Source organism: Dyadobacter beijingensis DSM 21582 (genome assembly GCF_000382205.1).
GTDB classification, from domain to species: domain Bacteria; phylum Bacteroidota; class Bacteroidia; order Cytophagales; family Spirosomataceae; genus Dyadobacter; species Dyadobacter beijingensis.
In genome coordinates, this window is sequence record NZ_KB907786.1 from 515,544 (window position 1) to 541,502 (window position 25,959).

A 25,959-nucleotide genomic window follows, 5' to 3' on the forward strand; every position below is an offset into this window, starting at 1 on the left:
CATTTCTATACAATCATGTCGTACAAACGCAGGGAATTCCTTCAACAATTAGGTTTGGGTGCCTTACAACTGGGTGTGATCAGCGCCATTCCGGCCTCGGTATGGGCGTCGTCGATCAGCTACGGGCAGTTGCCGCGCAGCTCGCCCGAGTCGCAGGGTATGTCGGCGAAAGGCATTCTCGACTTCGCGAATGCGATCGAAAACGACCGCCTGAACCTCCACAGCCTGATGGTCCTCCGCCAGGGAAAAGTGGTGGCGGAAGGTTGGTGGGCACCTTATGCGCCCGATTTGAAGCATACATTGTATTCACTGAGCAAAAGTTTCACATCGTCGGGCATCGGTTTCGCCGTGGCCGAAGGAAAGCTGAAAGTGGATGACAAAGTGGTGTCGTTTTTCCCGGAGGATAAACCTGCCACCATTAGTCCCAACCTCGCGGCGATGCGCGTGCGCGACCTGCTCAGCATGTCCACCGGCCACGACAAGGATACGACCGGCAAACTGCGCGAATCGGGTGCGGACAACTGGGTAAAAGCATTCCTGGCGCAGCCGGTAGAGCACGAACCGGGGACATTCTTCGTCTATAACAGCGGGGCTACCTACATGCTTTCGGCCATTATCCAGAAACTGACGGGCCAGACCCTGCTCGAATACCTGAAACCGCGCCTTTTCCAGCCATTGGCCATCGAAGATGTGGATTGGGAGGTCGATCCGAAAGGTATTAATACCGGCGGCTGGGGCTTGCGGGTCAAAACGGAGGACATTGCCAAATTCGGCCAGCTCTATTTGCAAAAAGGCGAGTATAACGGCAAACGTATCCTGCCTGCGGCGTGGGTAGAGGAGGCGACGCGCTCGCATATCATGTCCAAAGGCAGCAACCGCAAGCCGGAAGACGACGACTGGCAGCAAGGCTACGGTTACCAGTTCTGGCGGTGCCGCAACGGCGCCTATCGCGGCGACGGCGCTTTCGGGCAATACTGCATTGTGATGCCCAAAGAGGATATGGTGGTAGCCATTACGAGCGAAACCGGCGATATGCAGGCCATTCTCAACCACGTCTGGAACCACATTCTGCCGACTGTAAAGGCCACCGGCGTACCGGCCGATAAGGACGTGCAGGCGCAAATGCAGAAGAAACTCGGCTCGCTCGCATTGCCGCTCACACCCGGAAAGCCGGCCTCTGAGCTGGCGACCAAAATGAATGGTAAAAGCTTTAAACTTGCTGAAAATGAATTGAAGATCAATAAAGTATCTTTCGAGTTCGACAAAGGCTGGTGCCTCTTCCGCGTGACGGACGATAAGGGCGAACACCTCGTGGTAAATGGTTTGGGCAACTGGAAAATCGGTTTGACGGACCTCTCTACCATGCCGCTCAAACTGGTACTAACGCCTGTTCCCGGCGAAAAAAAGACTAAAATCGCCGCCAACGGCGCCTGGATCGACGATACGACATTCGAAATGACCTGGCGCTTCATCGAAACAGCGCATTATGAAACGGTACGGTGCAAATTCGAAGGGGACAATGTGCAGGTCGAATTCAAAAGAAGTCTCGCGATTATCGGCAACACGAAAGACCCGCGGCCGGTGCTGAGCGGGAAAGTGATTGCGTGATCGCAAAGTCTGTCAGCCGGGACTACGAATCGCGGCTGTTTTTTTATATCATTAGCATTCAAAACTCTAACAACGAACCACTTTTATGAAAAAAAACATCTTCCTGGCCCTTTTGATGACGGTCATCGCGTTTGGTACGTATGCACAGAAGTTCCGGGGACTGGATAAAAGCCCGCGCGACATCGCCTATTTCCCGGACCATTTCGCGCATGACCGCAAGGATGGCGAGAAAGCATTGGTTAAAGTTTCTTACAGCCGTCCGTTCCTGAACGGACGTGAGATCTTTGGCAAAAAAGAGCCTTTCGGCAAAGTATGGCGCCTCGGTGCGGATGAATCGACGGAGATCAAATTTTACCAGGATGCCACGTTCGGGGGCAAAAAGGTGAAAGCCGGTACTTACTCGCTGTTTGCTATTCCAAATGAAAAGGAATGGACGATCATTCTCAGCTCTGATGTGGATTACTGGGGTGCATTCAAATATAAGGAGGCGAATGACGTGCTGCGCGTAATGGCGCCGGTAAAAAAATCGGATGCGCCGATCGAGAATTTCTCAATTGTATTTGAAAAGGTCTCCGATACCGCTGCGAAAATGTTCCTGGGCTGGGAAACGACGGTCGTGGAAGTACCTGTTTCGTTCTAATACACCAAATTGGCACAGTTCTTTCCCACATGGCTGTCTGAACCAATGCGTTTATCACAATGGCAGATATCAATGATCAGATCGAACAGTTTTTTGAAGCATATGAAAAGCGCTTCACCGAAGGCCTTGCAGGCAATCCCGTAGCGGAGGAAACGGCGACAGCTTTTGCCGATTACTTTGTGGAAGCGAGTCCGACGGGCATTATAGGTGGTAAAAACGACCAGGGTTTTCTTGATAAGGTCCCGAAAGGCTACGATTTTTACCGGTCCATCGGGATTACCAAAATGGAGATCAGGCAGATCGATATCAGCGAGCTGAATGAGCTGCATTACATGGTTGAAGTTTACTGGGAGTCGTTTTATCAAAAGGATGGCGGGGAGGATTCCATCGAGTTCAGCGTGATCTATTTCTTGCAGCACCGCGATGGTGCCTTGAAGGTGTTCGCGTACGTCACGGGCGACGAGCAGGCGGTTTTGAAGGAACGGGGGCTCGTGTAACCGCCCCGGCATATTGGCATTATTATTGTGAAAGCTGGTCCGGAGTGTAGCGCTCCCGACCAGCTTTTTTACATTAATATTCATCAATATGAACAAACACCACCTGATCATCCTCAGCATGCTGGCCATCGGCTCCGGCTGCGATAGTAATAAGAAGGAAAAAGAAGAAGCGGCGCAAAGCGGTCCCGATTCCGTGGCTACTGCTACCGATAGCCTCACATTACCTGCTCCATTTGCCACTGAATCTGTGGAAAACAGGCCCGAGGAGGCCGGCTGGCCCGACGGCAAAATGCCCACGGCGCCGGAAGGATTCACCGTCAGCAAGTTTGCCGACAAGCTCGATAACCCCCGCTGGACGTACGTCGCTCCGAATGGCGACATTTTCGTGGCCGAATCGGCAACCAAAAAAAGTGCGGACAGGATCACGCTCCTGCGCGACGTGAACAAGGACGGCACGCCTGAAATGCGGGAGATTTTCATCGAAAAGCTCAACAAGCCGCTCGGGATGCTGATATTGAAAAACTACTTCTATGTGGCCAATACCGATGGCCTGTACCGTTATCCCTACAAAACCGGCGAAACCAAAATCACTTCCAAAGGCGCGAAAATCGTGGACTTGCCGGCGGGAGGGTATAACAACCACTGGACGCGCAACCTGCTGGCGAATGCGGATGGCAGCAAGATTTACATTTCCGTGGGTTCGGCAAGCAATGTGGCCGATCACGGGATCGATGAAGAGAAGCGCAGGGCCAATATACTGGAAATAAATCCCGACGGTTCGGGCGAGCGCGTGTTCGCGAGCGGGCTGCGCAACCCCGTCGGGATGGACTGGGCGCCGGGCTCCAATATGCTGTGGACGGCCGTTAATGAACGCGACAAACTCGGTGACGAGCTGGTACCCGATTACATTACCAGCGTGCAGGAAGGCGGTTTTTACGGCTGGCCTTATGCCTATTTCGGGAAAAATGAAGATCCGAGAAGAAAGGGCGAGCGCCCCGACCTGGTGGCGAAGACGATCGTACCCGATGTGCCGGTAGGCTCGCACACGGCGTCGCTGGGGCTGGCATTTTACGATAAAACCAAATTTCCCGCCAGGTACCGGAACGGTGCATTCATCGGGCAGCACGGCTCGTGGAACCGCTCGCAGCTTTCGGGCTATAAAGTGGTTTTCGTACCATTCCAAAACGGCAAGCCCTCGGGCAAGCCGGAGGATTTTTTGACCGGTTTCGTGGAAAGTGAAAAGAAAGTGTACGGCCGGCCCGTAGGCGTGACCGTGATGGAAGATGGCTCACTGCTCGTTAACGACGACTCAGGAAACACCATTTGGCGTGTCACAGCGAAGTAGAAATCGATTGGTATAGGGAATGAAATAGCGGCCTGGTGCGTATCCAGGCCGCTATTTAGCTTCCCGCTGCTCGTATTAGAAAAGTTTTTCAAATTTTATTAGGAAAAATATACCGATCAGTATATTTTTGCCGTGTGAATTTTAGCTCACAAACGGCGCCGGCAACCATCCGGTTTTAATTTGGAATAAAAATATACCAATTGGTATATTTATGAACTTGTGAAACAATGAAAACTACTGGAAATACAATTCTGATCACCGGCGGAAGTGCTGGTATCGGCCTCGAATTCGCCAAGGCATTTGATGCAAAAGGCAACCACGTGATCATTACCGGTCGGAACGGGGAAAGACTGCAAAAAGCGGCCGCACAGTTGAAAAATGTAACGCCGATCGTCTACGATGTGGTGGATAAAAAAGCGACCGACGAACTGGTAACACGTCTGCAAAACGAGTTTCCGCAACTGAATGTGGTGATCAACAATGCCGGTAAAGCGTCCTATTACAACCTGGATGGCGATAGCGATGCGGCCGAACTCGCCGAGGAAGAAATTACGACCAACTATCTGGCCATTATCCGACTCAACCAAAAACTGCTTCCATTGCTTCAAAAAGCCGATAGCGCGGCCATTGTAACGGTTTCCAGCATTGCCGGCCTCGTCCCGAACCACTTCCTGCCTACCTACGCAGCCAGTAAGGCGGCGCTGCATTCCTACACCCAGTCGCTGCGCATTACACTCGGCAAGTCTACGAATGTGAAAGTTTTCGAAATCCTGCCCCCGCTCGTGGATACGGAATTTTCGGCCGAAATCGGCGGCGCTACCAATGGCATCCCGCCAAAACAAGTGGCAGACGACCTCGTGGCCGCATTTGAAACCGATACATACGAAATCCTGACCGGCCGCACCGCCGACATTTTCAATCTCTTCCTGAGCTCGCCGGCGGCCGCATTGCAGGCAATGAATCCGGGCGTGGAATTGAACGTAGCGTAAAAATCGCAAGCATAATCAGTCACCGATAAGCACCTGAAATCAGTACGAACATGAGAGAACGAATCACTTTTGCCATGATCATGGGCATCATCACCACGGGGATAATTTCCTTTACTTTGATTTCTGTAAATATTGGATTTGTTGCCAATTTTTTGGTGATTTGGCTCAAATCTTGGAGCATGTCCTACCTGATCGTCATCCCGGCAATCCTGCTGATTGGCCCGCGTGTGCAGAAAGTGGTTGACGAGATGTTCAAAGATACACTGACTCAGGAGGTTGACTGAACGCTCCTGGCGTCTTGGATCAATTAACCAAATCGTATGAAAAGAGTAGTTGTTACCGGCCTGGGCGTCATCTCCCCGCTGGGGAACTCTGTGGAAGAGTTCTGGGAAAATATTGTAAATGGTAAAAGCGGTGCTGCTACCATTACGAAAATGGATGTTTCCAAATTCAAGACACAATTCGGCTGCGAGGTAAAAGACTTCCATCCCGAAGATTATATTGAGAAAAAGGAGATCAAAAAATACGACCTCCACACCCAATATGCCATTGCGGCATCGGACACGGCGATTAAGGATGCCGGACTGGATTTTGCGAATATCGGGCTGGAAGACCGCCATGATATGGGCGTGATCTGGGCTACCGGAAACGGCGGTATGGGTACTTTCGAAGACCAGCTGCTGGAATTCCACGCGTCAGGCGGGGTACCGCGCTTCAATCCTTTCTTTATTCCCAAAATGATCGTCGACATTGCGGCCGGTGTGATCTCGATCCGCCACAAGCTGCACGGTCCCAACTATTGTACCGTTTCGGCTTGTGCATCGTCCAACACGGCACTGATCAGCGCGTTCGACACCATTCGGATGGGCAAAGCGAAGTTGATGATCGCGGGCGGCTCCGAAGCGGCCATTATCTATTCCGCATTGGGCGGTTTCAGCGCGGCACAGGCATTGTCGAAACGCAATGACGATCCTGCTACCGCCTCCCGGCCATTCGATAAAGATCGCGACGGTTTCGTCATGGGTGAAGGCGCTGCAGCATTGATCCTCGAAGATCTGGAATATGCCAAAGCAAGAGGTGCTAAAATCTACGCCGAAATCGTCGGCGGCGGTATGGCGGCAGACGCGTACCATCTTACCGGCACGCCTCCCGACGGGATGGGCGCCGCATTGGGTATGCGTAAAGCATTGGCCGAAGCAGGCATTACGCCGGACAAGATCGACTACGTGAATGCGCATGCCACCTCGACGGGACTGGGCGATATGAGCGAATTACAGGGAATGAAAACGGTTTTCGGGGATCATCCGGTAGCGATCAGCGCCACCAAGTCGATGACCGGCCATTTGCTGGGCGCGGCAGGTGCCATTGAGAGTATCGTTTGCGCCCTGGCTGTGCAGAACGACATTGTTCCGGGTACGATCAACACCGAAAACCTCGACGAAGCGATCCCGGAAGGCATGAATATCGTGTTGGGCAAATCGCTGAACCAGCCCGTGAACTACGCGCTGAACAATACGTTCGGTTTCGGCGGCCACACCGCAACTTCCATTTTCAAAAAATACACGGAGTAGGGCATTGCCTTACTCCGTGATTTCCGAAAGGACTTCTACAACCCCGTTTTCATCGTTGCTTTTGGCGATGAAACGGGCTATTTTTTTGATATCCGGGTGTGCATTGGCCATTGCATATGAGTAATGCGCTTTTTGCAGCATTTCAAAATCATTGAGATAATCCCCGAAAACCATCGTCTGCTCTGCGCTCACCTGGAATTTTTCCTGCAAAACTTCCATAGCACGGCCTTTATTGGCCTTCTTGTGTGAAATATCGAGCCAGATCGGCCCCGAAACCTTCACTTGCAGGCTTTCCTCGTACTTTTTATAATGCGGATAGCTGTTCACCTCCGAGCCCGCGAGGTCGCATAGGGTGAATTTAAGGAACTGGTCGTCCTTGATTTCGAGCAGGTCTTCCACCACTTCATATCTCTCAAAATAGAGTTTGAGGTGGCTGATGAACTCCTCATCGTCGTTTTCGACATACGCCTTTTTCTTGCCGCAAATGATCGGATAGGTGTTTTTGATCTCCCGTGCAATCACAATCAGCTCGCGGGTAATGTCGGGATCGATGGCCTGGATATGGATTTCTTCGTCCTTAAAAACGACATAGCTGCCGTTTTCCGCCGCGAAGATCACTTCGTCCTTCACGGCGTCGAGGGTTTTGGCCAGATTAAAATACTGCCGGCCGCTGGCTGCCACGAAGATGATGCCGTGGTCTTTCAGCTTTCTGAAAACAGGGAAAAACGATTCGTGAATTTCATGTTTCGAATTCAAAAGCGTACCGTCCATATCGGTAGCCACCAGCCGGATGTCGGAAAATGTCATATTTGATTAAATATTGTCTTATTAACCAAGCCAAATAAGCCGGTTATGGTTCCGGTTTTACTGTAAGTTCGACAATTAAGCCATTCACGGAGAACCGCCTGCCCGATTTCGCTGTTAGCCGATCAAACACCGCAACGATAGAAGCCCGTTTGATGAAATTCTCCAAATACTACCTCACCGCATTTGTTTCATTTTTGATCTGGGGGTTTTTCAGCCTCGCATTGAAGCCGCTGAAAGGTTATCCCTCGCTCGACATCCTCTTTTACCGCGTCTTCATTTGTGCGGCGGTGATGGCGGTCGTAAGCCTGGTTGTGCGTGTGAAAGTATTGAAGGAAAGCATCGCGGCATTCAAAGCAATGCCCGCGGCACGGAAACGGCAGGTCGCATGTCTGACATTAGCCGGCGGCGTTTTGCTGACGGCCAACTGGTTTTTCTTCATTTACGTGATGAACCACATCAGCGTCAAAGCCGCATCGTTCGCCTACCTCGTTTGCCCGATCATGACAACCGTCATCGCGTTTTTCGTGCTCGACGAAAAGCTGAGCCGCTGGCAATGGACGGCCGTGCTGCTGAGTGTGGCGAGCTGTATTTTGTTGTCTTTCAATAATGTATCGGATATTCTGTACAGCCTCATCGTGGCAGCTTCCTACGCATTGTACCTGGTAAGCCAGCGCAAGAATACCGGTATCGACAAGTTCCTCGTGCTTACGGTCCAGATTATCTTTTCGGCATTGCTCCTGCTGCCGTTCTACCCCCAATACAGCGCGGAGCTACCCAGGGAAGTTTCGTTTTATGTGTTGATCACGCTGATCGCCGTCGTATTTACGATCATTCCGCTGTTTATGAACCTCTACGCATTGCAGGGCGTGACTTCTTCCACGATGGGTATTTTGTTGTATATCAATCCATTGATGAATTTCGCGATCGCATTGTTCTACTTTCACGAACCGATTAACAGTATTCAGGTCACCGCCTATTCGCTGATTATGCTATCGATTATCATATTCAACGAACGGTTTATTTTCCGGCGTAACCCTACTGCCCTCGTCTAGCACGCTTGTACACGGCCGAGCGGATAAAACGGGCGAACTGAAAATATTCAGCTTTGCATGTGTAGCCGTTTTGTGCAAAAAGGCGCTTCATATCGGGCAATTCGCGGGCTTCTACCTGGCTGATGGTCCGGAAGAAAACGTACATAGCACGGAGCAGCAGCTTTTGCCAGAATGCATGACCATTTTGTTCGATATTGAAATCGGCAAAAAGCCATTGTCCGCCGGGCAACAGCAGATCATCTAATTTTTGAAAAACAGCTTCCGCACGTACAGGAGCGAAGTTGTCGAAAAGAAAAGGTGTCACAACCGCGTCGTACCGGTGCGCGGGAACAAAGTCCTCGACGCCCGAATGCACAAAACGGACCTCATTGTCAGCCGTATTCCGCCGCCGCGAGCGTGCCAGCATGTTGCCGGAAATTTCCACGTAATCGATCACCAGCCCCGAGCCGTGCCGCCGGGCGATTTCTTCCAGTATCCAGCCCGTTCCACCGCCGACGATGAGCATACGTCCCGGCGGTCCGATATGGCCGAGCAAACTTTGCTGCGCCCGCACGATCGCTTTTCCAAAGATGAGCCGGCTCAGCCGGTCGTAGTACCGGGCGATGCGGTCGTAGTTGTTCACCATCGTTTAATGCAGGTTTGGATAAACAAAAAAGCTTCCCGCGATGCCGCATAATGCTTTCACAAGCAGTAGCCCGTCGATCACGATGAGGTAAAAGAGAATCCCCTGCCGTTTTTGGAGCGAAAACGCCACGGCCAGCAGGCAAACGAATGGCACCATATTAAACAGGATCGTGGGAAGGCCGAAGCCTCGGAAAAGCGCAAATGTGAGAAAAGAAACGAGGCCGATCAGCAGGAGCGGCACCAGGATGTAGTAGATCGTATTGCGCAGCCCGATCCGCACGGCAAAAGTTTTCAGCTCGATGTTCGCGTCGTCCTCATAATCCTTCATATCGAACATAATTGCATTCACGGTGCAGAACATCCAGTTTTTGACGAACAGCCAGAGCATTACCCAAGGCTCCGTAACGCTGATATTCTGCTCGATTTTCAATGCGGCAACAGGAAAAAGGTTCACGCAGCCCGCCCATACGAAACCGATCACGAATGCTTTCAGCCAGCCCGTCCGGCGCAGGTTGAGCGAGATAATGGATTTGGGAAGCAAACCATAATACAGCACGGCGGCCAGCGGCACGGTAGCCAGCGCCAGCCAGTAGAAAAGCGGTAAATGCAGGATCGCTTCCGCATTTTTTAACAGAAAATAACTGCCGAGCCCCACGCCGATACAGGGTAACACCACCTGGCTCACCCGCACGAACCGGTAATGCAGCCGGTACCACTCCGTCCGCGGATTGGCCGAAATGGCCGGGATCACCGGACCCGAGTAGGCAAATGTGTAGTAGAAGACAGTCGCACAAAAAACGAGCAGGTAATACACCACCGAATTGAGCGGGAGGTTCAGCTGAAAGGCCGTTTCCAGGGACAATGCCACCGCCAGCAGGCCGACGAAATAATTGGCAAAAAATACAAATGCAATAATCCTGTTTAACATATCTGCCTGTGAACCAGTGGTCGACGTACGCGCGGCGTTGGAATAATATAATAAGAATATCAATTTAGAATTTTTCAAGAGCCTGCGGAAAGCATCCTCGCTATTTCCTACATTCGAAAACGATATTTTCTTAAACCACCATCAATATGAAAAAAATCTATCTCATCCTGACCCTTTGTCTTTCTTACGGATTTGTCGTTGGACAAACCAAAGAACCGGTCCGGAAAGATCCCGTCCGGACGGACCCTGTCGTGGAAAACATTGTGAAGGAAGCGACGGAAAATTCACAATTGGAGAAACTCGCGCACGAACTGATGGACGTCATCGGCCCGCGGCTCGTGGGTTCTCCTCAAATGCAGCAGGCGCACGAATGGGCCGTTGCGAAGTACAAAGGCTGGAATATCACAGCCAAAAACGAGAAATGGGGCGAATGGCGCGGGTGGGAACGTGGCGTGTCGCATATCGACATGATCGCGCCGCGTGTGAAGTCGCTCGAAGGCATGCAGCTCGCGTGGAGCCCCGGTACCGGCGGCAAAACCGTGACGGGCGATGTGATGATCCTCCCCGACGTGGCCGATTCGGCCGCATTTCAGAAATGGCTGCCCTCGGCGAAGGGTAAATTCATCCTGATCAGCATGAACCAGCCCACCGGCCGCCCGGACTACAACTGGCAGGAATTCGCGACCAAAGAGTCGTTTGAAAAAATGAAGAAAGAGCGCGACGGTCAAACCGACGCCTGGGCCAACCGCATGAAAAAGACCGGCTACACGGCACGCACATTGCCTGTGGCTTTGGAAAAAGCAGGCGCGGCGGGTGTGGTCATGTCCTATTGGTCGAAGGGTTTTGGGGCTAATAAAATATTCGGCGCCTACACCAAAACAGTGCCGACCGTGGATATTTCGCTGGAAGATTACGGCTTGCTGTACCGCCTGACCGAATCGGGTCACACGCCGAAAATCAGCGTGCGGGCCGATGCGAAGGAAACCGGCGTGAGCCAGACGTTCAACACGGTAGGGGAGATCAAAGGCACAGAAAAACCGAACGAATACGTGATCCTTTCCGCGCATTTCGACTCGTGGGACGGTGGCAGCGGCGCTACCGACAATGGTACCGGCACGCTGGTGATGATGGAGGCGATGCGCATTTTGAAAAAGGTATATCCAAACCCCAAGCGCACCATTCTCGTGGGCCATTGGGGAAGCGAAGAGCAGGGCTTGAACGGCTCGCGGGCATTTGTGGAAGACCATCCCGAAATCGTGCAGAATATCCAGGCTGTATTTAACCAGGATAATGGAACCGGGCGGGTCGTTAACCTGTCGGGGCAGGGCTTCTTGAATTCCTATGAATACCTCACCCGCTGGCTTTCGAAGGTGCCCGAGCCAATCCGCACGCCGATCGAAACGCGCTTTCCAGGCGCTCCCGGCGCAGGTGGTTCCGACTTCGCCTCGTTCGTCGCGGCCGGCGCACCGGCGTTCTCGCTGAGCTCGCTCAACTGGTCGTACGGCACCTACACCTGGCATACCAACCGCGACACGTACGACAAGATCGTGTTCGACGACGTGCGCAGCAACGCGATACTGGCGGCGATCATGGCCTACCAGGCCAGCGAAGATCCTGCCAAAACGTCGCGCGAAAAGAGCATCCTGCCCATCGATGCGAAAGGCGCGCCGGGCGCATGGCCTGAACCACGCAAACCGACACGCCGCGGCGGGATGGATTAACAGCCCTATAACCCATTTTTGAAAGCAAAGGCATATATTGTCTTTGCTTTTTTTATGGAACAGAAATCCACGGATATGCAAATACAGATCATACAAGAGCCTGATGAAAACGTGCTGGTCATCCGTCCTTTCGAGCAGGGCTCGGAGCCGGGCAACCAGGAAATGTTCAGGGCCGAAAAAGGGGAGATATGGTGGTACTCTTCGAAAGAACTATGGCTGGGATTAGGCAAAACGCCGAAGTTGCCCGCGATTGCCCGCATTTTTCGTTCGCTTTTTTTCAAAAGAAAAGACCGCTGGCCCGCACACATCACGCTCGACGCGCGCGGGAGATCGGCCCAATGGGTAGGAAATGCCGTGAATGGGATGCTGCTGGGCGGCTACGACCTGCAATTGTACAAGACCGAGCCCAGGCCGGTGAGCGAGTTTTTTAAATCGGGTACATTATACATTGCGACGGAATTGGACGTGGCCGATGCAGCGGAACAAGCGCGCAAGACGGCCTTGGTACAAACCCGCATCATGGACCTCATGAATGCGCCGGGTAATTATAAAAAGCCCGCAACGCTGGCGGAATGGGCCGTTAGTTCGGGCGCGGAGAATGGCTATTCGGTACAAATACTGGAAAAGGCCTACCTGGAAGCGCAGGGAATGCATGCATTGCTGGCCGTGAGCAAAGGCAGCGCCGAGCCGCCGGTGATGATCGTTTCGGAATACCAACCGGCGCATTACACACACACGGTGGCGCTCGTGGGCAAAGGCGTCACCTTCGATACGGGCGGGATCTCGATCAAGCCTTCGGCGAACATGCATTTGATGAAAAGCGATATGGGGGGCGCTGCTGCCGTGCTGGGCACGGTGGAGCTGGCGGCGCAATTGCAGCTGCCTGTCCGCATTGTGGGCGTCATTCCTTCGACGGAGAATGCGGTCGACGGGGCGGCGATGAAACCCGGCGATGTGATCGGCTCGTATGCCGGTAAAACGATCGAGGTGATCGATACCGATGCGGAAGGGCGGCTGATTTTGGCCGACGGGCTGCATTATGCCGTGAAGCAATTCGTGCCGGACGTGCTGATCGACCTTGCGACGTTGACAGGCAGCGTGATACAGACGCTTGGTTATGAGGCCGCAGGCCTGTTTAGCCCGAACGACGAGCTCGCGGCGGCGCTCACGGAGGCAGGCGATGCAACCGGTGAGCGGCTTTGGAGGTTGCCGGTTTGGGATGAATACAGGGAAGAGATCAGTTCCGACATTGCAGATGTGAAAAACTACCACGGAAAACCGTTGGCGGGGGCCATTGTGGCGGCCAAGTTTCTGGAAGCGTTTACGGCGGAACATCCGGCCTGGGCGCATCTGGACATTGCCGGAATGGCGTTCGGCGACACCGAGTTTGCCCCCGGCCGGGCGGGAACGGCGTATGGCATCCGGTTGCTCATTGCGTACCTGTCGAAGCTGGGTTGACCGGTTTGCAAGCAGCGTTGTAACGGAAATTTAACCGTGGCTTTTCTTGCCTAAATGGTTCTTTTTGCTAGATTTGAGAATAATGCTTTGCGGTGATCCCATCGAAACCGCTACCGTTCACCAAATTTCATTTTATGACCCCAACTCTGACTTTTCTCTGCATTTCGACTTATTTCAAAGGCAACGACTTTTTGCTGGCGCTGAAAGATGCCGGTAACAAGGTGTTTTTGATCACCGCCAAAAAACTGGAACACAAACCGTGGGTCCGGGAGGCTGTGGATGAATTTTTTTATATAGAGGAAGGAGAAGACGGGACTTATAATATGAACGAGATCATCACGGGCCTCGCGTACGTGATGCGCACCCGCCCGATCGACCGGGTGGTGGCGCTCGACGATTTCGACGTGGAGAAAGCGGCGCACATCCGCGAATATTTCCGGATTCCGGGGATGGGCCAGACCACCGGCCGCTACTTCCGCGACAAGCTCGCCATGCGTACCAAGGCGCTGGAATCGGGTATTCTGGTACCAGGCTTCTCGGCACTCTTCAACGACGACCAGATCAATCGTTTTATCGAAAAATACCCCGGGCCGTGGATGATCAAGCCACGCTCCGAGGCGTCGGCAACCGGCATTCAAAAGCTGAGCACGGCGGAAGAACTTTGGAATACCATTCATGAGCTGGGCGACAAACGCCATGCGTACCTCGTAGAACAATACAAGCCAGGCGATGTGTATCACGTCGATTCGATCTCCTATAATGGAATTGTCATATTCTCCTGGAATAGCAAATACCTCGCGCCGCCGTTCGATGTGGCGCATGGGGGAGGCATATTCCGGTCGGTGACGGTCCCGCTGGACTCATCGGAAGAGCATGCATTGCAGACGCTCGCCGTGGATTTGCTCAAAGCATTCGGCTTGAAACACAGCGCCTCACACACCGAGGTGATCCGCTGCTACGACGATGGCAAATACTATTTTCTCGAAACATCGTCGCGGGTAGGCGGCGCACATTTGTCCGAAATGGTCGAAGCGGCGTCGGGTATCAATCTATGGAAAGAATGGGCCCGGATGGAAACCGCCGAGGCAAAGGGCGAGAATTACAAGCTGCCATCGGTGCGGAAAGAATATTCGGGGATCATTATTTCGCTCGCCCGCCAGGAATGGCCTGACCTATCGGTTTTTAATGACCCGGAAATAGTCTGGCGCATGGAAGAACCGCATCATGTAGGCCTGGTGGTCCGTTCCAAATCGCGCGACAAAGTGCTGGAACTGATGGACAAATACGCGGCTATCGTTCAAAAGAAGTACCACGCCTCCGCCCCGGCGCCGAAGAAGCCGACGCATTAGCGGCTACTGCTTGGTAAATAGCGAAGCATAGGCTGGCGCAGCATGATGTGGCATGAAAACAAAAACGGGTTCGCCATTGAAATGACAAACCCGTTTAAAATGCGTCAAGCTCCGATTACACCAGCTTGAATGCCTGGCGGCCGAGCAGTACCCAGTTGCCTTTCACTTTCTGAAAAACCATGAATACGCCCAGTTTCACCTGTGCGGGGTCTTTGCCCTTGTTGGCGGTGTCGCCATAAAGCTTATGACGGACGATCGCCACGTCGCCGGAAATGGAGATCGTTTGTTCACTCAGGTCGATTTTGGTGAATTTGGATTCCTCGCTCACGAGCGCACGGATGAATTCCTTCTGATCTTCGAGCAGGCCGTTCGAGTGTCCGTAAGACAGCGAAGGGGAAGTCAGTTTTTTCAGTTCGGCTTCGTTGGCGCTGATAATGGCTGTTTTTAGTTTTTCAACCGTGGCGGCTACGGCTTTTTCATCGGCGCCCTGGGCGAATACGAATGCATTGCCTATCAGCAGGAACGCGAGGAGCAAAAGTGTTTTTTTCATCGATTAATTGGGAATTAGGATTATGACTTCGGCTGTCAGCGGTCGGTGGTCATCAAATATCCACCCTTTCCATTTTCGGCGAAAACAGGTGCATCACGCCCCACGCAAGCAGGTATGCGAACCCGCAGATGATGAAGATCACATTGTAACCTCCGCCGATGTTTCCGGCCGCCTTGTAATTGTCCAGAATGATCCCTACCAAAAGAGGAAACAGGATGCCTCCTACTGATCCGGCCATTCCACCGATTCCGACGACCGAACTTACGGCCTTTTTAGGAAACATATCCGAAGCCGTTGTAAAAATATTTGCACTCCAGGCCTGGTGCGCCGCCGCGGCCAGACTGATCAGGACCACCGCCTGCCAGATATTGGTCGTGTATTGCGCTGCCATAATCGGCATGACGAGGAATGCGAAAATCAGCATCGAAGTCTTCCGTGCGCGGAAAACCGGCCAGCCTTTTTTGATAAAATACCCCGATAAATAGCCCCCGCCGATGCTGCCGATCGTAGTCGCTGTGTAAACGATCACCAGCTCCGGGCTGGGCTTCGAAAGGTTGAGTTTGAATGCCTCCGCGAAATAGGAGGGTAGCCAGTACAGGAAAAACCACCAGATCGGATCGGTGAGCATTTTGCCGAATACAAAAGCCCAAGTTTGCCGGATTTTGAACAATTGCAGCCATTTCACGGGCGCTTCCTTGCTCGTATCGGGCTCGTTGTCGCTGTGAATGTAGTCGTATTCTGCCTGGTTGACGCGCGGCTGCTTCGATGGAAGCTCGTACATGCGCCACCAGAAGATAAGCCAGACGAACCCCAGCGCGCCGGTGATCAGGAATGCCTCCTGCCAGCCATAAGCGCCCAAAATCCAGGGCACCATAATGGGAGCCACCACCGCACCGATGTTGGCGCCGGAGTTGAAAATGCCCGTTGCCAGGGCGCGTTCCTTTTTGGGGAACCACTCCGCAGTAGCCTTGATCGCCACCGGGAAGTTGCCTGCCTCGCCAAGCCCGAGAATGGCCCGCATGAACCCGAAGCTGAATGTGCCCGTCGCGACGGCATGCAGCATGGCGGCGATGCTCCACACGACCACCGAAATAACGTAGCCGATTTTGGTGCCGATCTTATCGATAATGGCCCCGAAACCGATCAGCGAAAATGCGTAGGCTGCCTGGAACGCCATCACGATATGGCTGAAATCCGACTCCGACCAGCCAAAGTCGGCTTCCAAAGTTGGTTTGAGCAGTCCCAGCACCTGCCGGTCGAGGTAGTTGATCGTTGTCGCGCAGAATAGCAGCGCCACCACGCGCCAGCGGTAACTGGTTTTGGGCGCGTCGGTTTGGACTTGCGCGGTTTCAGGGTTGGGAGAAAGCATATTCTGTTCGTTCTAAAAGCGTTTTGAGTGTTTCTTTAATGCCGTGCTGCGAAATCGATTGGAGGTATCGGACAATGGAGGCGTGCGCATCCGGGACTTTGTTGAGGTCGCGGCCCCAGATCGACTGGTCTTTCAGGATCGCCTGCACCATGTCGGGCAGCGAAGCCATTTGCCATTTTTGGTAAAAAAACGGCGCGCGCGGGTCCTGGATCGGGTATAACGAGCCGTCGAGCCGGCCAAAATACTGGTCGCCCTCTTTTTTGACAGCCTTCATGAAATACAGGAATGCGGCCAGGCCAAACGTCATATATTCGGGCAGATAGCCGTTTTTAGCCTCATAATTCAGGTAGGTAGGGATTACCCGCGAAAGTATCTTAGCTGAAAAATTCTGGTTGATATTGAACCACTTGTGCAGAATATGCGGATTGCGGAAGCGGTCGGCGACCTGCCGGCTGAATGCCAGCGCCACGTCCGGCCGAACCGCGTACGGAATGGCCCCGGCGATTTCGCTTTCCATCAAATGGGTGATGTAGGCGGAAAAAAAAGGGTCGTTCATTGCTTCCACCACTGTTTTGAAACCGCACAAATGCGCCAGGCCGCCGCCTAGCGTGTGTGCACCGTTCAGCAGCCGCAGTTTCAGTTCGCGGTATTGCTCGATGTCCGGCTCGATGATCAACCCCTCGTCGATGCCGTAAAACGGTATTTTTTTGCGGATACGCTCGTCGCCTTCGATAGCCCACAGGTGGTAATGCTCCGTCGTGATCAGCAGCTCGTCCTGGTAACCCAGCGCTTCTTCCAGTTCTTTTAACCGGGCATCCTCGGGTTTACCGGGCACGATGCGGTCGACGAGCGAGTTGCAGAAGAAATTACACTGCTCGATCCAGTCGATAAATGCACCTTCCAGGCCGTTGCGGTGCGCTAGTTCGAGCACGATCGATTCGAGTTTCTTGCCGTTTTCGGCGATCAGCTCGGTCGGGATGATCACTACTCCGAAATCGGGATTACCACCGAATGCGACGTAGCGTGCGTACAGGAACGCCAGCAGCTTGCCGGGAAACGACACGGGCGGCCATTGGTAAATATCGTCCTGCACCAGTTGAATGCCGTTTTCGGTCGTGTTTGAAATCACCAGGCCCACGGCCGGGTTCTTGGCGAGGTCGAGTACGAGCGACCATTGCGTTTTGGCCGAAAGCACGCGGCTAATGGCCGAGGAAATGATGTTTTCCTCTTTCAATTCACCATCCTGGATGCCCCGCGAGCAAATGGTGTAGAGGTTATCCTGCCGTTCGAATGCCTTGGTATCGCCCTGGTCGGTAGATTTCACGACCACGATGCGGCCATTGAAAACACCCTGGCGGTTGGCCTTGTCGATAAAATAGTCGGCCAGGCCGCGCAGGAATGCGCCCGTGCCGAATTGCAGCACTTTTTCGGGCAACTGGAAAACGGAATCATCGGCCACGACCACGTCGGACTGGTTCCTGAGCTGGCGGAGATTCTCCCGGAATAGATGGCCCATAGCGTCGAGATTTACTTATTTACAACCTGTTTCAACAACCAACCGGCCAGGTCCTTGCCCGCCTCGAAATTCTCGAAGCTGGTGTCGATCCTCCGACCGTCAACATATTCATTATAGAGCCACGGATCGCCCACGGCGAATACAGTTCCTTTCCCAACCTTTGAAATACCCAGAATCACATCGCCCTGATCGGTAATGAGCGCCCTGGCGGGTGCCTGCAATGCGAGCGGCGAAAGCTCTTTGATATAAATTTTGGATGTATGGGGAAAAACGGCTTTTGCGTCGGCCGGTATCATAATGCGGCCCTGCTCGAACTGCGTGCCCTGCACCATATTGCGGTTCTTGTTGGTAAACTGAATGCCGAACCGGCCCGCCAGTAGATTGAAATGCGGTATTTCGCAATTGGCCGTGTCGTTGGCCATCAATACGAGCACGCCGCCGGCTTTCACCCATTTTTCGATTTCCGTAATGGATTGGTCGTCGATGAAATGCGGCCCGGGCGTTTCTTTTTTCGTGTCGGGGTCGACGATGATGTAAACGTCTACACCTTTCAGGCTCGTGGCAGTCGGTGCAGCAGGTATTGAAACCGTTTTAGCGCCCAGCTCACGAAATGTATTTCCCCAAAGCCAGAATCCCGAATGCATACGGTCTTCCCAGGTGTAATGAAATTGTTCAGGAGCGCCGGTCAGGTCTTTGCGGGTTTCGTGATTGAAATAGTAATCCAAACCCACTGTCTTGCCTTTTCCTACGGCATTCTCGGCCGCAATTTCCATTTCAATACTCGCAAAAATGAACGGGCCGATGCCTTTCAGGTCATTTTTGCGGATGGGTTCGCTGAGGTAATATTCATAGGTGCCGTCGCGGTAGGGCGTGCCGCCAAGGCCACCCACGCTTACCGTTTTATTTAGGCTCAATGCACCGTTCGCTTCTTTTTCTACGAAATTTTGAAGGATTCCCTGGTAACCTTTCTTCGCATTAGCGGCGAATTTCCCGGGAATGTAACCGAGGCGCGCGCCTTTCGCGAGCGCATATACGAACATGCACGAGGCCGATGCTTCAAGGTAATTGCCGGCCCTGCTGCCCTGGTCGATCACCTGGTACCATGCGCCGGACTTCGGGTCCTGGTATTTCACCAAAACAGGGGCTAATCGTTGCAGATAGCCGATCAGCTGGGCCCGTCCGGGATGCTGCGCCGGCAGATAATCCAGCACGTCCACCAGCGCAATGGCGTACCAGCCAATCGCCCGCGCCCAGAAGCTCGGCGAGCGGCCTGTCTTTTTATCGGCCCATTTCTGCTCGCGTGCCTCGTCGTAGGCGTGGTAAACGAGCCCCGTCTTCTCATCGACCGCATATTTTTTGATCAATGCAAACTGTTTGACAATGTCGTCGAAATGCTCCTGATGATGGAAAATGGCGCTGTACTCGGCCGCGAACGGCTCGCCCATAAACAGGCCGTCGAGCCACATTTGATTGGGATAGCGTTTTTTGTGCCAGTAGCCGCCCTCTTTTGTGCGGGGCTGTTCTTCGAGCTGCTTCCAGAGCAGGTCGGCGGCTTTCTTGTATTTCTCCTTGTCGGGCTGCGACTGCTGGTACAATGTCAGCAAGGCGCGGCCGGGGGGGATGTTGTCGATATTGAACTCGTCGCCGCGATAGGTGCGGATGCTGCCGTCTGGCCGCACGTACTGGTCAATGTCTTTTCTAATGTATTCAAAATACTTGCCTTCACCCGTGCGGTACCACACTTTCTCGATCGCTTTGAGCATCAGGCCCTGCTCGTAGTCCCATTTGGTGGCCGTGTTTTTGCCTACGAGAATGGAATCCTTGTGGTTTGCGATGAACGAATCGGCCATTTGCCGCGAGATGGGCAGCTCCTGCGCGAACGAACAGCTCGCAGCGAAAGAGGCGATCCAGAGCGGTAACTGACGGAAACGGGGTAGAAAAAGCGCCATCGCGAACGGGTTATACATTGGAAATACTGACAAAATCCTCCCGCATCGGGGTGAAAATATCGACCAGCATTCCGGCCGACAGGCAGAGCGCGCCATGCACGACGTGCGGCGGGATGTAATACACGTCACCCTGCCGCAAAACCTGTTTCCGCCCGCCGATCGTTATCTCGAACTCGCCGCTTTCGACATAGCTCATTTGCGTGTGAAAATGGCTGTGCAGTGTCCCGATCCCGCCTTTTTCAAATGCTACTTTCACGAGCATCAGGTTGTCGTCGTAAGCCATAATCTTCCGTTTCAGGCCTCCTCCGAGGTCTTCCCACACGATTTCACCGTCTTCGACAAACTCTTTTCCTTTTAGTAGCTCCATCATCTCAGTTCGCCGATCTGTACCGGGTCCATGTCTGTATAATCCTTGTTTTCACCGGCCATTCCCCAAATGAACGCGTAGTTGGACGTCCCGCAGCCTGAATGCACCGACCACGGCGGCGAAATCACGGCCTGCCGGTTGGCTACCCATAGATGACGCGTTTCGGAAGGTTCTCCCATTAAATGCAGTACGCGTTGATTTTCAGGTACATCAAAATAACAGTAAGCTTCCATGCGGCGATCGTGGACGTGGGAAGGCATGGTATTCCAGACGCTGCCCGTTTGCAGTACCGTGAGGCCCATCACGAGCTGGCAGCTCTGGATGCCGTCGAGGTGAATGTATTTGTAAATCGTACGGTGGTTCGAGGTTTCCATGCTGCCCACGGTCGCCGGCGTGGCGTCTTCCTTGGTAAACAGCCGCGTCGGGTGCGTCTGGTGCGCGGGCGATGAGAGCAGGTAGTAGGCGGCCGGTTCTGCCGGGTTTTTACTGCTCAAAAGTACCTCTTTCGTGCCCTTGCCGATATACACGCAGCCTAACTTGGAAATCGGGTAGTGCGTGCCGTCGGCGATCACTTCGCCGTCGCCGCCGATATTGATAATGCCTATTTCACGTCTTTCGAGGAAATAGGACGCTTTCAGCGCGTCGAATGACGGTATCGTAAGCGGGGTGGCCAGCGGAATGGCACCGCCGATGATGACGCGGTCGTAATGACTGTACACGAAATGGATCTCGCCATCCCGGAAAATATCTTTTACCAGAAAATTGTCGCGCAGGGTCTGGGTGTCCATTTGCGAAACTTCTTTCCGGCTGCTTTCAAATCTGATCTGCATTTGCGGCTGCTATTAAAGGTCTTTTGGTTAAAAAAATGATTGACTACCGGCCCATCCATCCGCCGTCGACGGTGAGAATGGTCCCGTGCACGTACGAGGCCGCGTCCGAGGCGAGGAACAATGCAGGCCCTTTGAAATCCTCCGGCAAGCCCCAGCGCCCGGCCGGGATGCGGTCGAGGATGGACCTGCTGCGAACGGGGTCATTGCGCAACGCTTCGGTATTGTCGGTATTGATATATCCAGGCGCTATCGCGTTCACATTCACGCCTTTACCGGCCCATTCGTTGGCCAATGCTTTCACGAGGCCGCCGATAGCGCTTTTGGAAGCCGTGTAGCCAGGCACATTAATGCCCCCCTGAAATGTGAGCAGCGAAGCAGTGAAAATGATCTTGCCCGATCCGCGGGCGATCATGTCCCTGCCCAGCTCGCGGGCGAGGATGTAAGGTGCGTCGAGATTGATATTCAGTACTTTGTCCCAATATTCGTCCGGGTGTTCGGCGGCGGGCTGGCGCAGGATAATGCCCGCGTTATTAATCAGAATGTCGATGACGGGATGTGCCTTTTTGACCGCTGCTATAAATTGATACAGGCTTTCGCGGTTGCCGAGGTCGGCGCGGTAGGGGAAAAACTTCCTTCCTGCATTCAAAACGGCGCTTTCGGTTTCGTTTCCTTCCTGGAATTCGGACGATGCCACACCTATGATATCGGCACCCGCTTCTGCCAGCGCTTCGGCCATCGCCTTCCCGATGCCGCGGTTGCAGCCGGTCACTAATGCAGTTTTTCCGGTAAGGTCAAATAAATTAACGGTATTCATTAATGGGTTTTATGATTTGTCTTTTTCGGGGTATCCGATAAATTTAGCGTCGGGTGTTAATAGACCTCACCCGAACGATGTTAGACTGAATAATCAGAAAAATCAAATAACGAATTGTCTTTTTTTGTGCAATCGTTATCGGGAACGTTGTCAGTTGAGCCGGATAGATGTAACTTTTAAGATAAAATAGCAGTCCGGCGAGTTGTTGTCATGTGCGGTAAGATATTTTTATACAAATAATAAGTTGGAATAAACCAATTTTTCCATTGGAAACCATCACCATTAAGGATATTGCCAAGGCACTGAACCTGTCGACTTCGACGGTCTCACGTGCATTAAGGAATAGCTACGAGATTAACCCGGAGACTAAAAAACTGGTCATGGAGTACGCCGAGCGGATGAATTACCGGCCTAACCCCATCGCGCTCAGCCTGAAAGACAGTAAAAGCAAGTCGATAGGCGTCATCATCCCCGAAATCGCGAACCATTTCTTTTCCCAGCTCATCAACGGGATCGAATCCATTGCCTACAACCTGGGTTACCATGTCGTGATTTTCCAAAGTCACGATTCTTACGAACGCGAGGTGGCGAATACCAACTACTTGGTTTCCAGGCGTGTGGATGGTTTGCTCGTGTCGCTGGCGAGCCTCACGACCAATCTTGTACATTTTCAGGAACTGATGGAAAAAGGGCTCCCGATCGTGTTTCTCGACCGCGTACCAAACGATATTGAGACGCATAAGGTCGTAGCCGATAATTTTACGGGAAGCTACGAGGCCACCGAACATTTGATCCTTTCGGGACGGAAACGCATTGCGCATTTGACCAGCCCGATTTATTTGTCCATCACCACCGAGCGGTTGGCGGGCTATAAAAAGGCACTGGAAGATTATGGCATTCCATTTGACGAATCTTATGTCAAGTATTGTTTGTACGGGGGCAAAATAGAGGCGGAAAATGAAGCGGCGATCGAGGAAATGCTGAACCTGCCCGAGCCGCCCGATGCGATTTTCACCGCCAGCGACCGCCTTACAACGGGCTGTATGTCGGTGCTGCAACGGAAGGGTGTCCGGGTGCCCGACGAGATCGCGATCGTCGGGTTTACCAATATCAGCGTGGCGAACCTGCTCAATCCGCCGCTGACGACGGTGATGCAGCCTGCCATGGAAATGGGCCAGCAGGCGGTGGAATTGTTGATCAGGCTTATTGAACATCCGCAAAAAACCGACCAGTTTGAGACACGCTCGCTCAAAACGGCATTGACAATCCGGGAATCGTCTGTCGGAAAAACCGTAGTTTAGCGGAAAAACCGCATTACGGATGATCAGCCTGCGCATCGATGGAGCATTGTTCAATTACAGGGTAGCCGGGGTGGCTGTCCTGAATGGCAAAGTGCTGCTGCACAAAACACCTTCGGACAACTTCTGGACGCTTCCCGGCGGCCGCGCCGAGCTTTTTGAATTCTCCAAAGATACATTACAGCGCGAAATGCGCGAGGAAACCGGGCTGAATGCCGAGGCGGGCGAAATGCTTTGGGTTTCGGAGAATTTCTTTTCGTACGATGGCGACAAGTACCACGAGATTGGATTCTATTTTTCCATGCAGATCCACGACCTGCCGCATCAGGAGGATTTCCTGGGTTCGGAAGGGCAGGACGAGTTGCTTTTCCATTGGCACGATGTGGCCGATTTGCATTCCATAGCGGTTTATCCGGCATTCCTCACCGAAGCATTAGCCAAAAGTCCACTGGAAAAAGGGCATTACAACTCCGGCTATACCGATCTCGACGCAGGAAACCCTATTCCGTCATAAATCGCCACGTGACGTTGCCGACCGAGTTGGGTTTGCCGTTTTCGGGTGCGGAAATGCTGCCTTTCAGGCGGCCGCCTGCTCGCTCCACATGGATGGTACGCCATGCAAAAGCACCTTTCTCGTAGGCAAAAGTTTCGCCGTCGTCGTCGTAAAGCCGATAGCTGCCGTTCTTTTGACCATAATGCCGGATTTCAATGTCGGTTTTCTGCCCCGCGCGTGGCGCGTGCAGGCTGGCAGGCATCATGGGGATAATGCCCCCGTCTTTGACGAACACGGGAATGCGGTCCATACCGGGCGTAATCGTGATCACCTCGCCATCGCCTGCGAGCTTGCCGGTGTAGAAATCGTACCATTTTCCTTTCGGAAGAATGACTTTGCGGGTGGTTTGGCCGGTGAAAAGCGGCGCTACCAGCAGGTATTCGCCGGCCATATACTGGTCTTTCACTTCGCGTGTGACAGCTTCTTCGTAAGGATTGTCTTGCAGGTTGGTGGGCGTTTTTTCTTTCCGGACATTCATTCCAAAACCTTCTTCCAGGCTCATCCCGCGGAAAGGCGGCGTGCCGTTGTAATGGTATTTGGCAAATTCGGTGTACCAGTAGGGCATCATTTGCATGCGCAGCTCTGCTAATGCCTTGATTTGCGGCGCTACTTCGGGAAATGTCCACGGCTGCATGCTGCTCGACCAGGCGTTGATCATCGCCATCGGCGAGAAACATACCGTCTGGAATCGGCGGAGCCATTCTTCGGCGGTTTTGGAGGCGCGTACTTCGGGTGTCCAGAGCACGCCGGTGTAGCCGCTGTTGATAAGCGCGGTAATGAAGTCTTCGTGGCTGTAATTGTCGTTGTAAATCACGTAGGGGAACGGAGCCCCGCCCGCATTGGAGGCACGCACGAGGCCGTAGGTGCGCATGTTGTTGCGGCGGAACATGTCGAAGCTGTGTTTTTGGACCAGCAGGCCATAGGTCTGGCGGATCTGCTCGGACGAATGGCCGGACGGGAATGTCGCCACATCGGGCCAGAGGTAGGAGTCGAAGCCGTCCACCTCGTCGATCTTATAGCCGCTGACACCGATTCTGACATGCTCTTTTTCAAACTGGTCAAACAAAATTTTGCGCGCCTGGGGCATCGACAGGTCGGGTACAATGCCGTTCCAAACCGTGTGCGTGCCGGTATAGGGAGCTATGTTTTTGTAAATGGCGGCATCGGGCGATACATACGGGTTCGTCCAGAGGTTGATTTTGACGCCCATTTGGTCCATTTCCTTTACAAACCGCGCCGGATCGGGGAAGCGCGTGCGGTCCCATTCGAATGTACAGGGGTAGGATTTGCTTTGCCAGCCGGGTTCGAGGCCGATAAAATCCAGCGGGTAACCTTTCTCTTCGAATGCTTTGGCTTCCTGTTTGACCTGCTCGTCGGTGTAGAGCCTGTGGACGCGCTGCGTGAAGCCGAGCCCCCAGCGTGGCGGCAGGCAGCCCCCGCCGCTCATCAGATTGAAACGCTCGATCGCATTGACCGGTTTCGGGCCTGCAAAAACGTAGATTTCAATGCCTTCGGCCGGTATCAGCATTTCCACCGCGTCGGAATAGGGGTGCGCTTCCCAGTTCTTATCGGTGTTGCGGTCCATGACTTTGGGCGGATTTTTAGCATCTTTCCGCACACCTGAGCCTGCATACACATCAATGTATTTCGCAGAATTGACGAACACACCATAACCGAGCGATGACACGTAAAACGGCACCGGTGCGTGCGTGCGGCCATTGTCCGACTTGCCGTAATGGTCGGCGTGGAGCTGCATAATGCGGCCTCGCTGGTGGATCGTCTGGAAATTCAGTCCGAAGCCGTACAGCTGTTCATCGCGTTGCAGCGGCAGGCGTACATATGATTTCCCATTGTTCAACTGACATGTAATGGCGGTTTGATCCAGCGGAAAGTCCTGTTTGGGCAGCCTGGCGAGTGCCGGCGAGGCGGTCGCTTCCGCGGCTTTGAGCAAATCGTAGGCATCGGGCTTGCCTGCCGTACCCTTCCAAATGCCCGGGTGGATCTCTTTCCAGGTGATAATCTGCCCGAAAAGAAGGGCAGGTATGGAGCTTAAAATCAGGATTGAAAGAACGTGACAGAGGTAGCGCATGGCGGATAATAGCTCGTAAATCAATACTATAAGGC

24 protein-coding genes are annotated in these 25,959 nt (G+C 53.2%); 13 read left to right on the top strand and 11 right to left on the bottom strand.

Annotated features, from left to right (window positions below; all coding sequences use genetic code 11):
- Positions 1 to 54: 54 nt before the first annotated feature.
- From H144_RS0102205 to fabF, 7 genes are all read left to right on the top strand, one after another.
- A complete protein-coding gene (locus H144_RS0102205; RefSeq protein ID WP_310588725.1) occupies positions 55 to 1,608 on the top strand; it encodes a serine hydrolase domain-containing protein in 1,554 nt (517 codons plus the stop codon).
- An 85-nt stretch (positions 1,609 to 1,693) separates the two neighbouring features.
- Positions 1,694 to 2,248: a DUF2911 domain-containing protein gene (locus H144_RS0102210; RefSeq protein WP_019940396.1), complete on the top strand. Its 555-nt coding sequence runs from the start codon at positions 1,694 to 1,696 to the stop codon at positions 2,246 to 2,248.
- A 59-nt stretch (positions 2,249 to 2,307) separates the two neighbouring features.
- On the top strand, positions 2,308 to 2,745 hold the full coding sequence (locus H144_RS0102215; protein ID WP_019940397.1) for a DUF6841 family protein: 438 nt from the start codon (positions 2,308 to 2,310) through the stop codon (positions 2,743 to 2,745).
- Positions 2,746 to 2,833: 88 nt separating this feature from the next.
- The gene (locus H144_RS0102220) at positions 2,834 to 4,090 is read left to right on the top strand and encodes a PQQ-dependent sugar dehydrogenase (protein ID WP_019940398.1); all 1,257 of its coding nucleotides are present in this window, start codon (positions 2,834 to 2,836) and stop codon (positions 4,088 to 4,090) included.
- Between the two features lie 227 nt (positions 4,091 to 4,317).
- Positions 4,318 to 5,079, top strand: coding sequence for an SDR family oxidoreductase (locus tag H144_RS0102225; RefSeq protein WP_019940399.1), 762 nt, complete (start codon positions 4,318 to 4,320; stop codon positions 5,077 to 5,079).
- Positions 5,080 to 5,129: 50 nt separating this feature from the next.
- Positions 5,130 to 5,363 (top strand): DUF2798 domain-containing protein, encoded by a 234-nt coding sequence (locus H144_RS0102230; RefSeq protein ID WP_157504409.1) that lies wholly within the window; start codon positions 5,130 to 5,132, stop codon positions 5,361 to 5,363.
- A gap of 36 nt (positions 5,364 to 5,399) precedes the next feature.
- A complete protein-coding gene (fabF, locus tag H144_RS0102235) occupies positions 5,400 to 6,650 on the top strand; it encodes a beta-ketoacyl-ACP synthase II (RefSeq protein ID WP_019940401.1) in 1,251 nt (416 codons plus the stop codon).
- Between the two features lie 9 nt (positions 6,651 to 6,659).
- Here the strand turns inward: fabF and H144_RS0102240 are convergent, their stop codons facing one another.
- Entirely contained in the window at positions 6,660 to 7,457 is a 798-nt protein-coding gene (locus H144_RS0102240; RefSeq protein ID WP_019940402.1) for an HAD family hydrolase, read from the bottom strand.
- A gap of 152 nt (positions 7,458 to 7,609) precedes the next feature.
- Between H144_RS0102240 and H144_RS0102245 the strand changes: the two genes are divergently transcribed.
- Positions 7,610 to 8,509, top strand: coding sequence for an EamA family transporter (locus H144_RS0102245; protein WP_019940403.1), 900 nt, complete (start codon positions 7,610 to 7,612; stop codon positions 8,507 to 8,509).
- On the opposite strand, the gene H144_RS0102250 is transcribed toward H144_RS0102245, so the two are convergent.
- Positions 8,493 to 9,134 carry a class I SAM-dependent methyltransferase gene (locus H144_RS0102250; protein WP_019940404.1) on the bottom strand — a complete coding sequence of 214 codons (642 nt, stop codon included), beginning with the start codon at positions 9,132 to 9,134 and terminating at the stop codon, positions 8,493 to 8,495. The two genes, H144_RS0102245 and H144_RS0102250, sit on opposite strands and share 17 nt — an antisense overlap.
- A 3-nt stretch (positions 9,135 to 9,137) precedes the next feature.
- Positions 9,138 to 10,061 (bottom strand): UbiA family prenyltransferase, encoded by a 924-nt coding sequence (locus tag H144_RS0102255; RefSeq protein ID WP_026350351.1) that lies wholly within the window; start codon positions 10,059 to 10,061, stop codon positions 9,138 to 9,140.
- A gap of 146 nt (positions 10,062 to 10,207) precedes the next feature.
- On the opposite strand from H144_RS0102255, the gene H144_RS0102260 reads away from it, so the two are divergent.
- The 3 genes from H144_RS0102260 to H144_RS0102270 all read left to right on the top strand — a co-directional run bounded on the left by H144_RS0102260 (position 10,208) and on the right by H144_RS0102270 (position 14,589).
- Positions 10,208 to 11,782 carry a M20/M25/M40 family metallo-hydrolase gene (locus tag H144_RS0102260; protein ID WP_019940406.1) on the top strand — a complete coding sequence of 525 codons (1,575 nt, stop codon included), beginning with the start codon at positions 10,208 to 10,210 and terminating at the stop codon, positions 11,780 to 11,782.
- Positions 11,783 to 11,857: 75 nt separating this feature from the next.
- Entirely contained in the window at positions 11,858 to 13,240 is a 1,383-nt protein-coding gene (locus H144_RS0102265; RefSeq protein ID WP_033402392.1) for a leucyl aminopeptidase family protein, read from the top strand.
- 134 nt (positions 13,241 to 13,374) lie between these two features.
- A complete protein-coding gene (locus tag H144_RS0102270) occupies positions 13,375 to 14,589 on the top strand; it encodes an ATP-grasp domain-containing protein (RefSeq protein WP_033402393.1) in 1,215 nt (404 codons plus the stop codon).
- A 115-nt stretch (positions 14,590 to 14,704) separates the two neighbouring features.
- Here the strand turns inward: H144_RS0102270 and H144_RS0102275 are convergent, their stop codons facing one another.
- The 7 genes from H144_RS0102275 to H144_RS0102305 form a co-directional block, all read right to left on the bottom strand.
- Complete coding sequence (locus H144_RS0102275; RefSeq protein ID WP_019940409.1) at positions 14,705 to 15,139, bottom strand: nuclear transport factor 2 family protein; 435 nt, start codon at positions 15,137 to 15,139, stop codon at positions 14,705 to 14,707.
- Positions 15,140 to 15,191: 52 nt separating this feature from the next.
- A complete protein-coding gene (locus H144_RS0102280; protein ID WP_019940410.1) occupies positions 15,192 to 16,508 on the bottom strand; it encodes an MFS transporter in 1,317 nt (438 codons plus the stop codon).
- Entirely contained in the window at positions 16,489 to 18,024 is a 1,536-nt protein-coding gene (locus H144_RS0102285) for a tagaturonate reductase (protein ID WP_019940411.1), read from the bottom strand. The genes H144_RS0102280 and H144_RS0102285 overlap by 20 nt, the downstream gene beginning before the upstream one ends.
- A gap of 11 nt (positions 18,025 to 18,035) precedes the next feature.
- Positions 18,036 to 19,874: a glycoside hydrolase family 88/105 protein gene (locus tag H144_RS0102290; protein WP_157504530.1), complete on the bottom strand. Its 1,839-nt coding sequence runs from the start codon at positions 19,872 to 19,874 to the stop codon at positions 18,036 to 18,038.
- A gap of 109 nt (positions 19,875 to 19,983) precedes the next feature.
- Entirely contained in the window at positions 19,984 to 20,343 is a 360-nt protein-coding gene (locus H144_RS0102295; RefSeq protein ID WP_019940413.1) for a cupin domain-containing protein, read from the bottom strand.
- Positions 20,340 to 21,170, bottom strand: coding sequence for a 5-dehydro-4-deoxy-D-glucuronate isomerase (gene kduI, locus H144_RS0102300; protein ID WP_019940414.1), 831 nt, complete (start codon positions 21,168 to 21,170; stop codon positions 20,340 to 20,342). The genes H144_RS0102295 and kduI overlap by 4 nt, the downstream gene beginning before the upstream one ends.
- A gap of 43 nt (positions 21,171 to 21,213) precedes the next feature.
- The gene (locus H144_RS0102305) at positions 21,214 to 21,984 is read right to left on the bottom strand and encodes an SDR family oxidoreductase (RefSeq protein WP_019940415.1); all 771 of its coding nucleotides are present in this window, start codon (positions 21,982 to 21,984) and stop codon (positions 21,214 to 21,216) included.
- 266 nt (positions 21,985 to 22,250) lie between these two features.
- Here H144_RS0102305 and H144_RS0102310 point away from each other — a divergent pair, with 266 nt between their 5' ends.
- Positions 22,251 to 23,285, top strand: a complete 1,035-nt coding sequence (locus H144_RS0102310; protein WP_019940416.1) for a LacI family DNA-binding transcriptional regulator — start codon at positions 22,251 to 22,253, stop codon at positions 23,283 to 23,285.
- A 19-nt stretch (positions 23,286 to 23,304) separates the two neighbouring features.
- On the top strand, positions 23,305 to 23,796 hold the full coding sequence (locus H144_RS0102315) for an NUDIX hydrolase (RefSeq protein WP_019940417.1): 492 nt from the start codon (positions 23,305 to 23,307) through the stop codon (positions 23,794 to 23,796).
- Here H144_RS0102315 and H144_RS0102320 read toward each other — a convergent pair.
- Entirely contained in the window at positions 23,783 to 25,924 is a 2,142-nt protein-coding gene (locus H144_RS0102320) for a glycoside hydrolase family 31 protein (RefSeq protein ID WP_019940418.1), read from the bottom strand. The genes H144_RS0102315 and H144_RS0102320 overlap by 14 nt on opposite strands.
- Positions 25,925 to 25,959: the final 35 nt, after the last annotated feature.

Coding starts and splice junctions, on each gene's coding strand:
- H144_RS0102210 (WP_019940396.1), top strand. CDS start 1,694: ATGAAAAAAAACATCTTCCTGGCCCTTTTGATGACGGTCATCGCGTTT.
- H144_RS0102215 (WP_019940397.1), top strand. CDS start 2,308: ATGGCAGATATCAATGATCAGATCGAACAGTTTTTTGAAGCATATGAA.
- H144_RS0102220 (WP_019940398.1), top strand. CDS start 2,834: ATGAACAAACACCACCTGATCATCCTCAGCATGCTGGCCATCGGCTCC.
- H144_RS0102225 (WP_019940399.1), top strand. CDS start 4,318: ATGAAAACTACTGGAAATACAATTCTGATCACCGGCGGAAGTGCTGGT.
- H144_RS0102230 (WP_157504409.1), top strand. CDS start 5,130: ATGAGAGAACGAATCACTTTTGCCATGATCATGGGCATCATCACCACG.
- fabF (WP_019940401.1), top strand. CDS start 5,400: ATGAAAAGAGTAGTTGTTACCGGCCTGGGCGTCATCTCCCCGCTGGGG.
- H144_RS0102240 (WP_019940402.1), bottom strand. CDS start 7,457: ATGACATTTTCCGACATCCGGCTGGTGGCTACCGATATGGACGGTACG.
- H144_RS0102245 (WP_019940403.1), top strand. CDS start 7,610: ATGAAATTCTCCAAATACTACCTCACCGCATTTGTTTCATTTTTGATC.
- H144_RS0102250 (WP_019940404.1), bottom strand. CDS start 9,134: ATGGTGAACAACTACGACCGCATCGCCCGGTACTACGACCGGCTGAGC.
- H144_RS0102255 (WP_026350351.1), bottom strand. CDS start 10,061: ATGTTAAACAGGATTATTGCATTTGTATTTTTTGCCAATTATTTCGTC.
- H144_RS0102260 (WP_019940406.1), top strand. CDS start 10,208: ATGAAAAAAATCTATCTCATCCTGACCCTTTGTCTTTCTTACGGATTT.
- H144_RS0102265 (WP_033402392.1), top strand. CDS start 11,858: ATGCAAATACAGATCATACAAGAGCCTGATGAAAACGTGCTGGTCATC.
- H144_RS0102270 (WP_033402393.1), top strand. CDS start 13,375: ATGACCCCAACTCTGACTTTTCTCTGCATTTCGACTTATTTCAAAGGC.
- H144_RS0102275 (WP_019940409.1), bottom strand. CDS start 15,139: ATGAAAAAAACACTTTTGCTCCTCGCGTTCCTGCTGATAGGCAATGCA.
- H144_RS0102280 (WP_019940410.1), bottom strand. CDS start 16,508: ATGCTTTCTCCCAACCCTGAAACCGCGCAAGTCCAAACCGACGCGCCC.
- H144_RS0102285 (WP_019940411.1), bottom strand. CDS start 18,024: ATGGGCCATCTATTCCGGGAGAATCTCCGCCAGCTCAGGAACCAGTCC.
- H144_RS0102290 (WP_157504530.1), bottom strand. CDS start 19,874: ATGGCCGATTCGTTCATCGCAAACCACAAGGATTCCATTCTCGTAGGC.
- H144_RS0102295 (WP_019940413.1), bottom strand. CDS start 20,343: ATGATGGAGCTACTAAAAGGAAAAGAGTTTGTCGAAGACGGTGAAATC.
- kduI (WP_019940414.1), bottom strand. CDS start 21,170: ATGCAGATCAGATTTGAAAGCAGCCGGAAAGAAGTTTCGCAAATGGAC.
- H144_RS0102305 (WP_019940415.1), bottom strand. CDS start 21,984: ATGAATACCGTTAATTTATTTGACCTTACCGGAAAAACTGCATTAGTG.
- H144_RS0102315 (WP_019940417.1), top strand. CDS start 23,305: ATGATCAGCCTGCGCATCGATGGAGCATTGTTCAATTACAGGGTAGCC.
- H144_RS0102320 (WP_019940418.1), bottom strand. CDS start 25,924: ATGCGCTACCTCTGTCACGTTCTTTCAATCCTGATTTTAAGCTCCATA.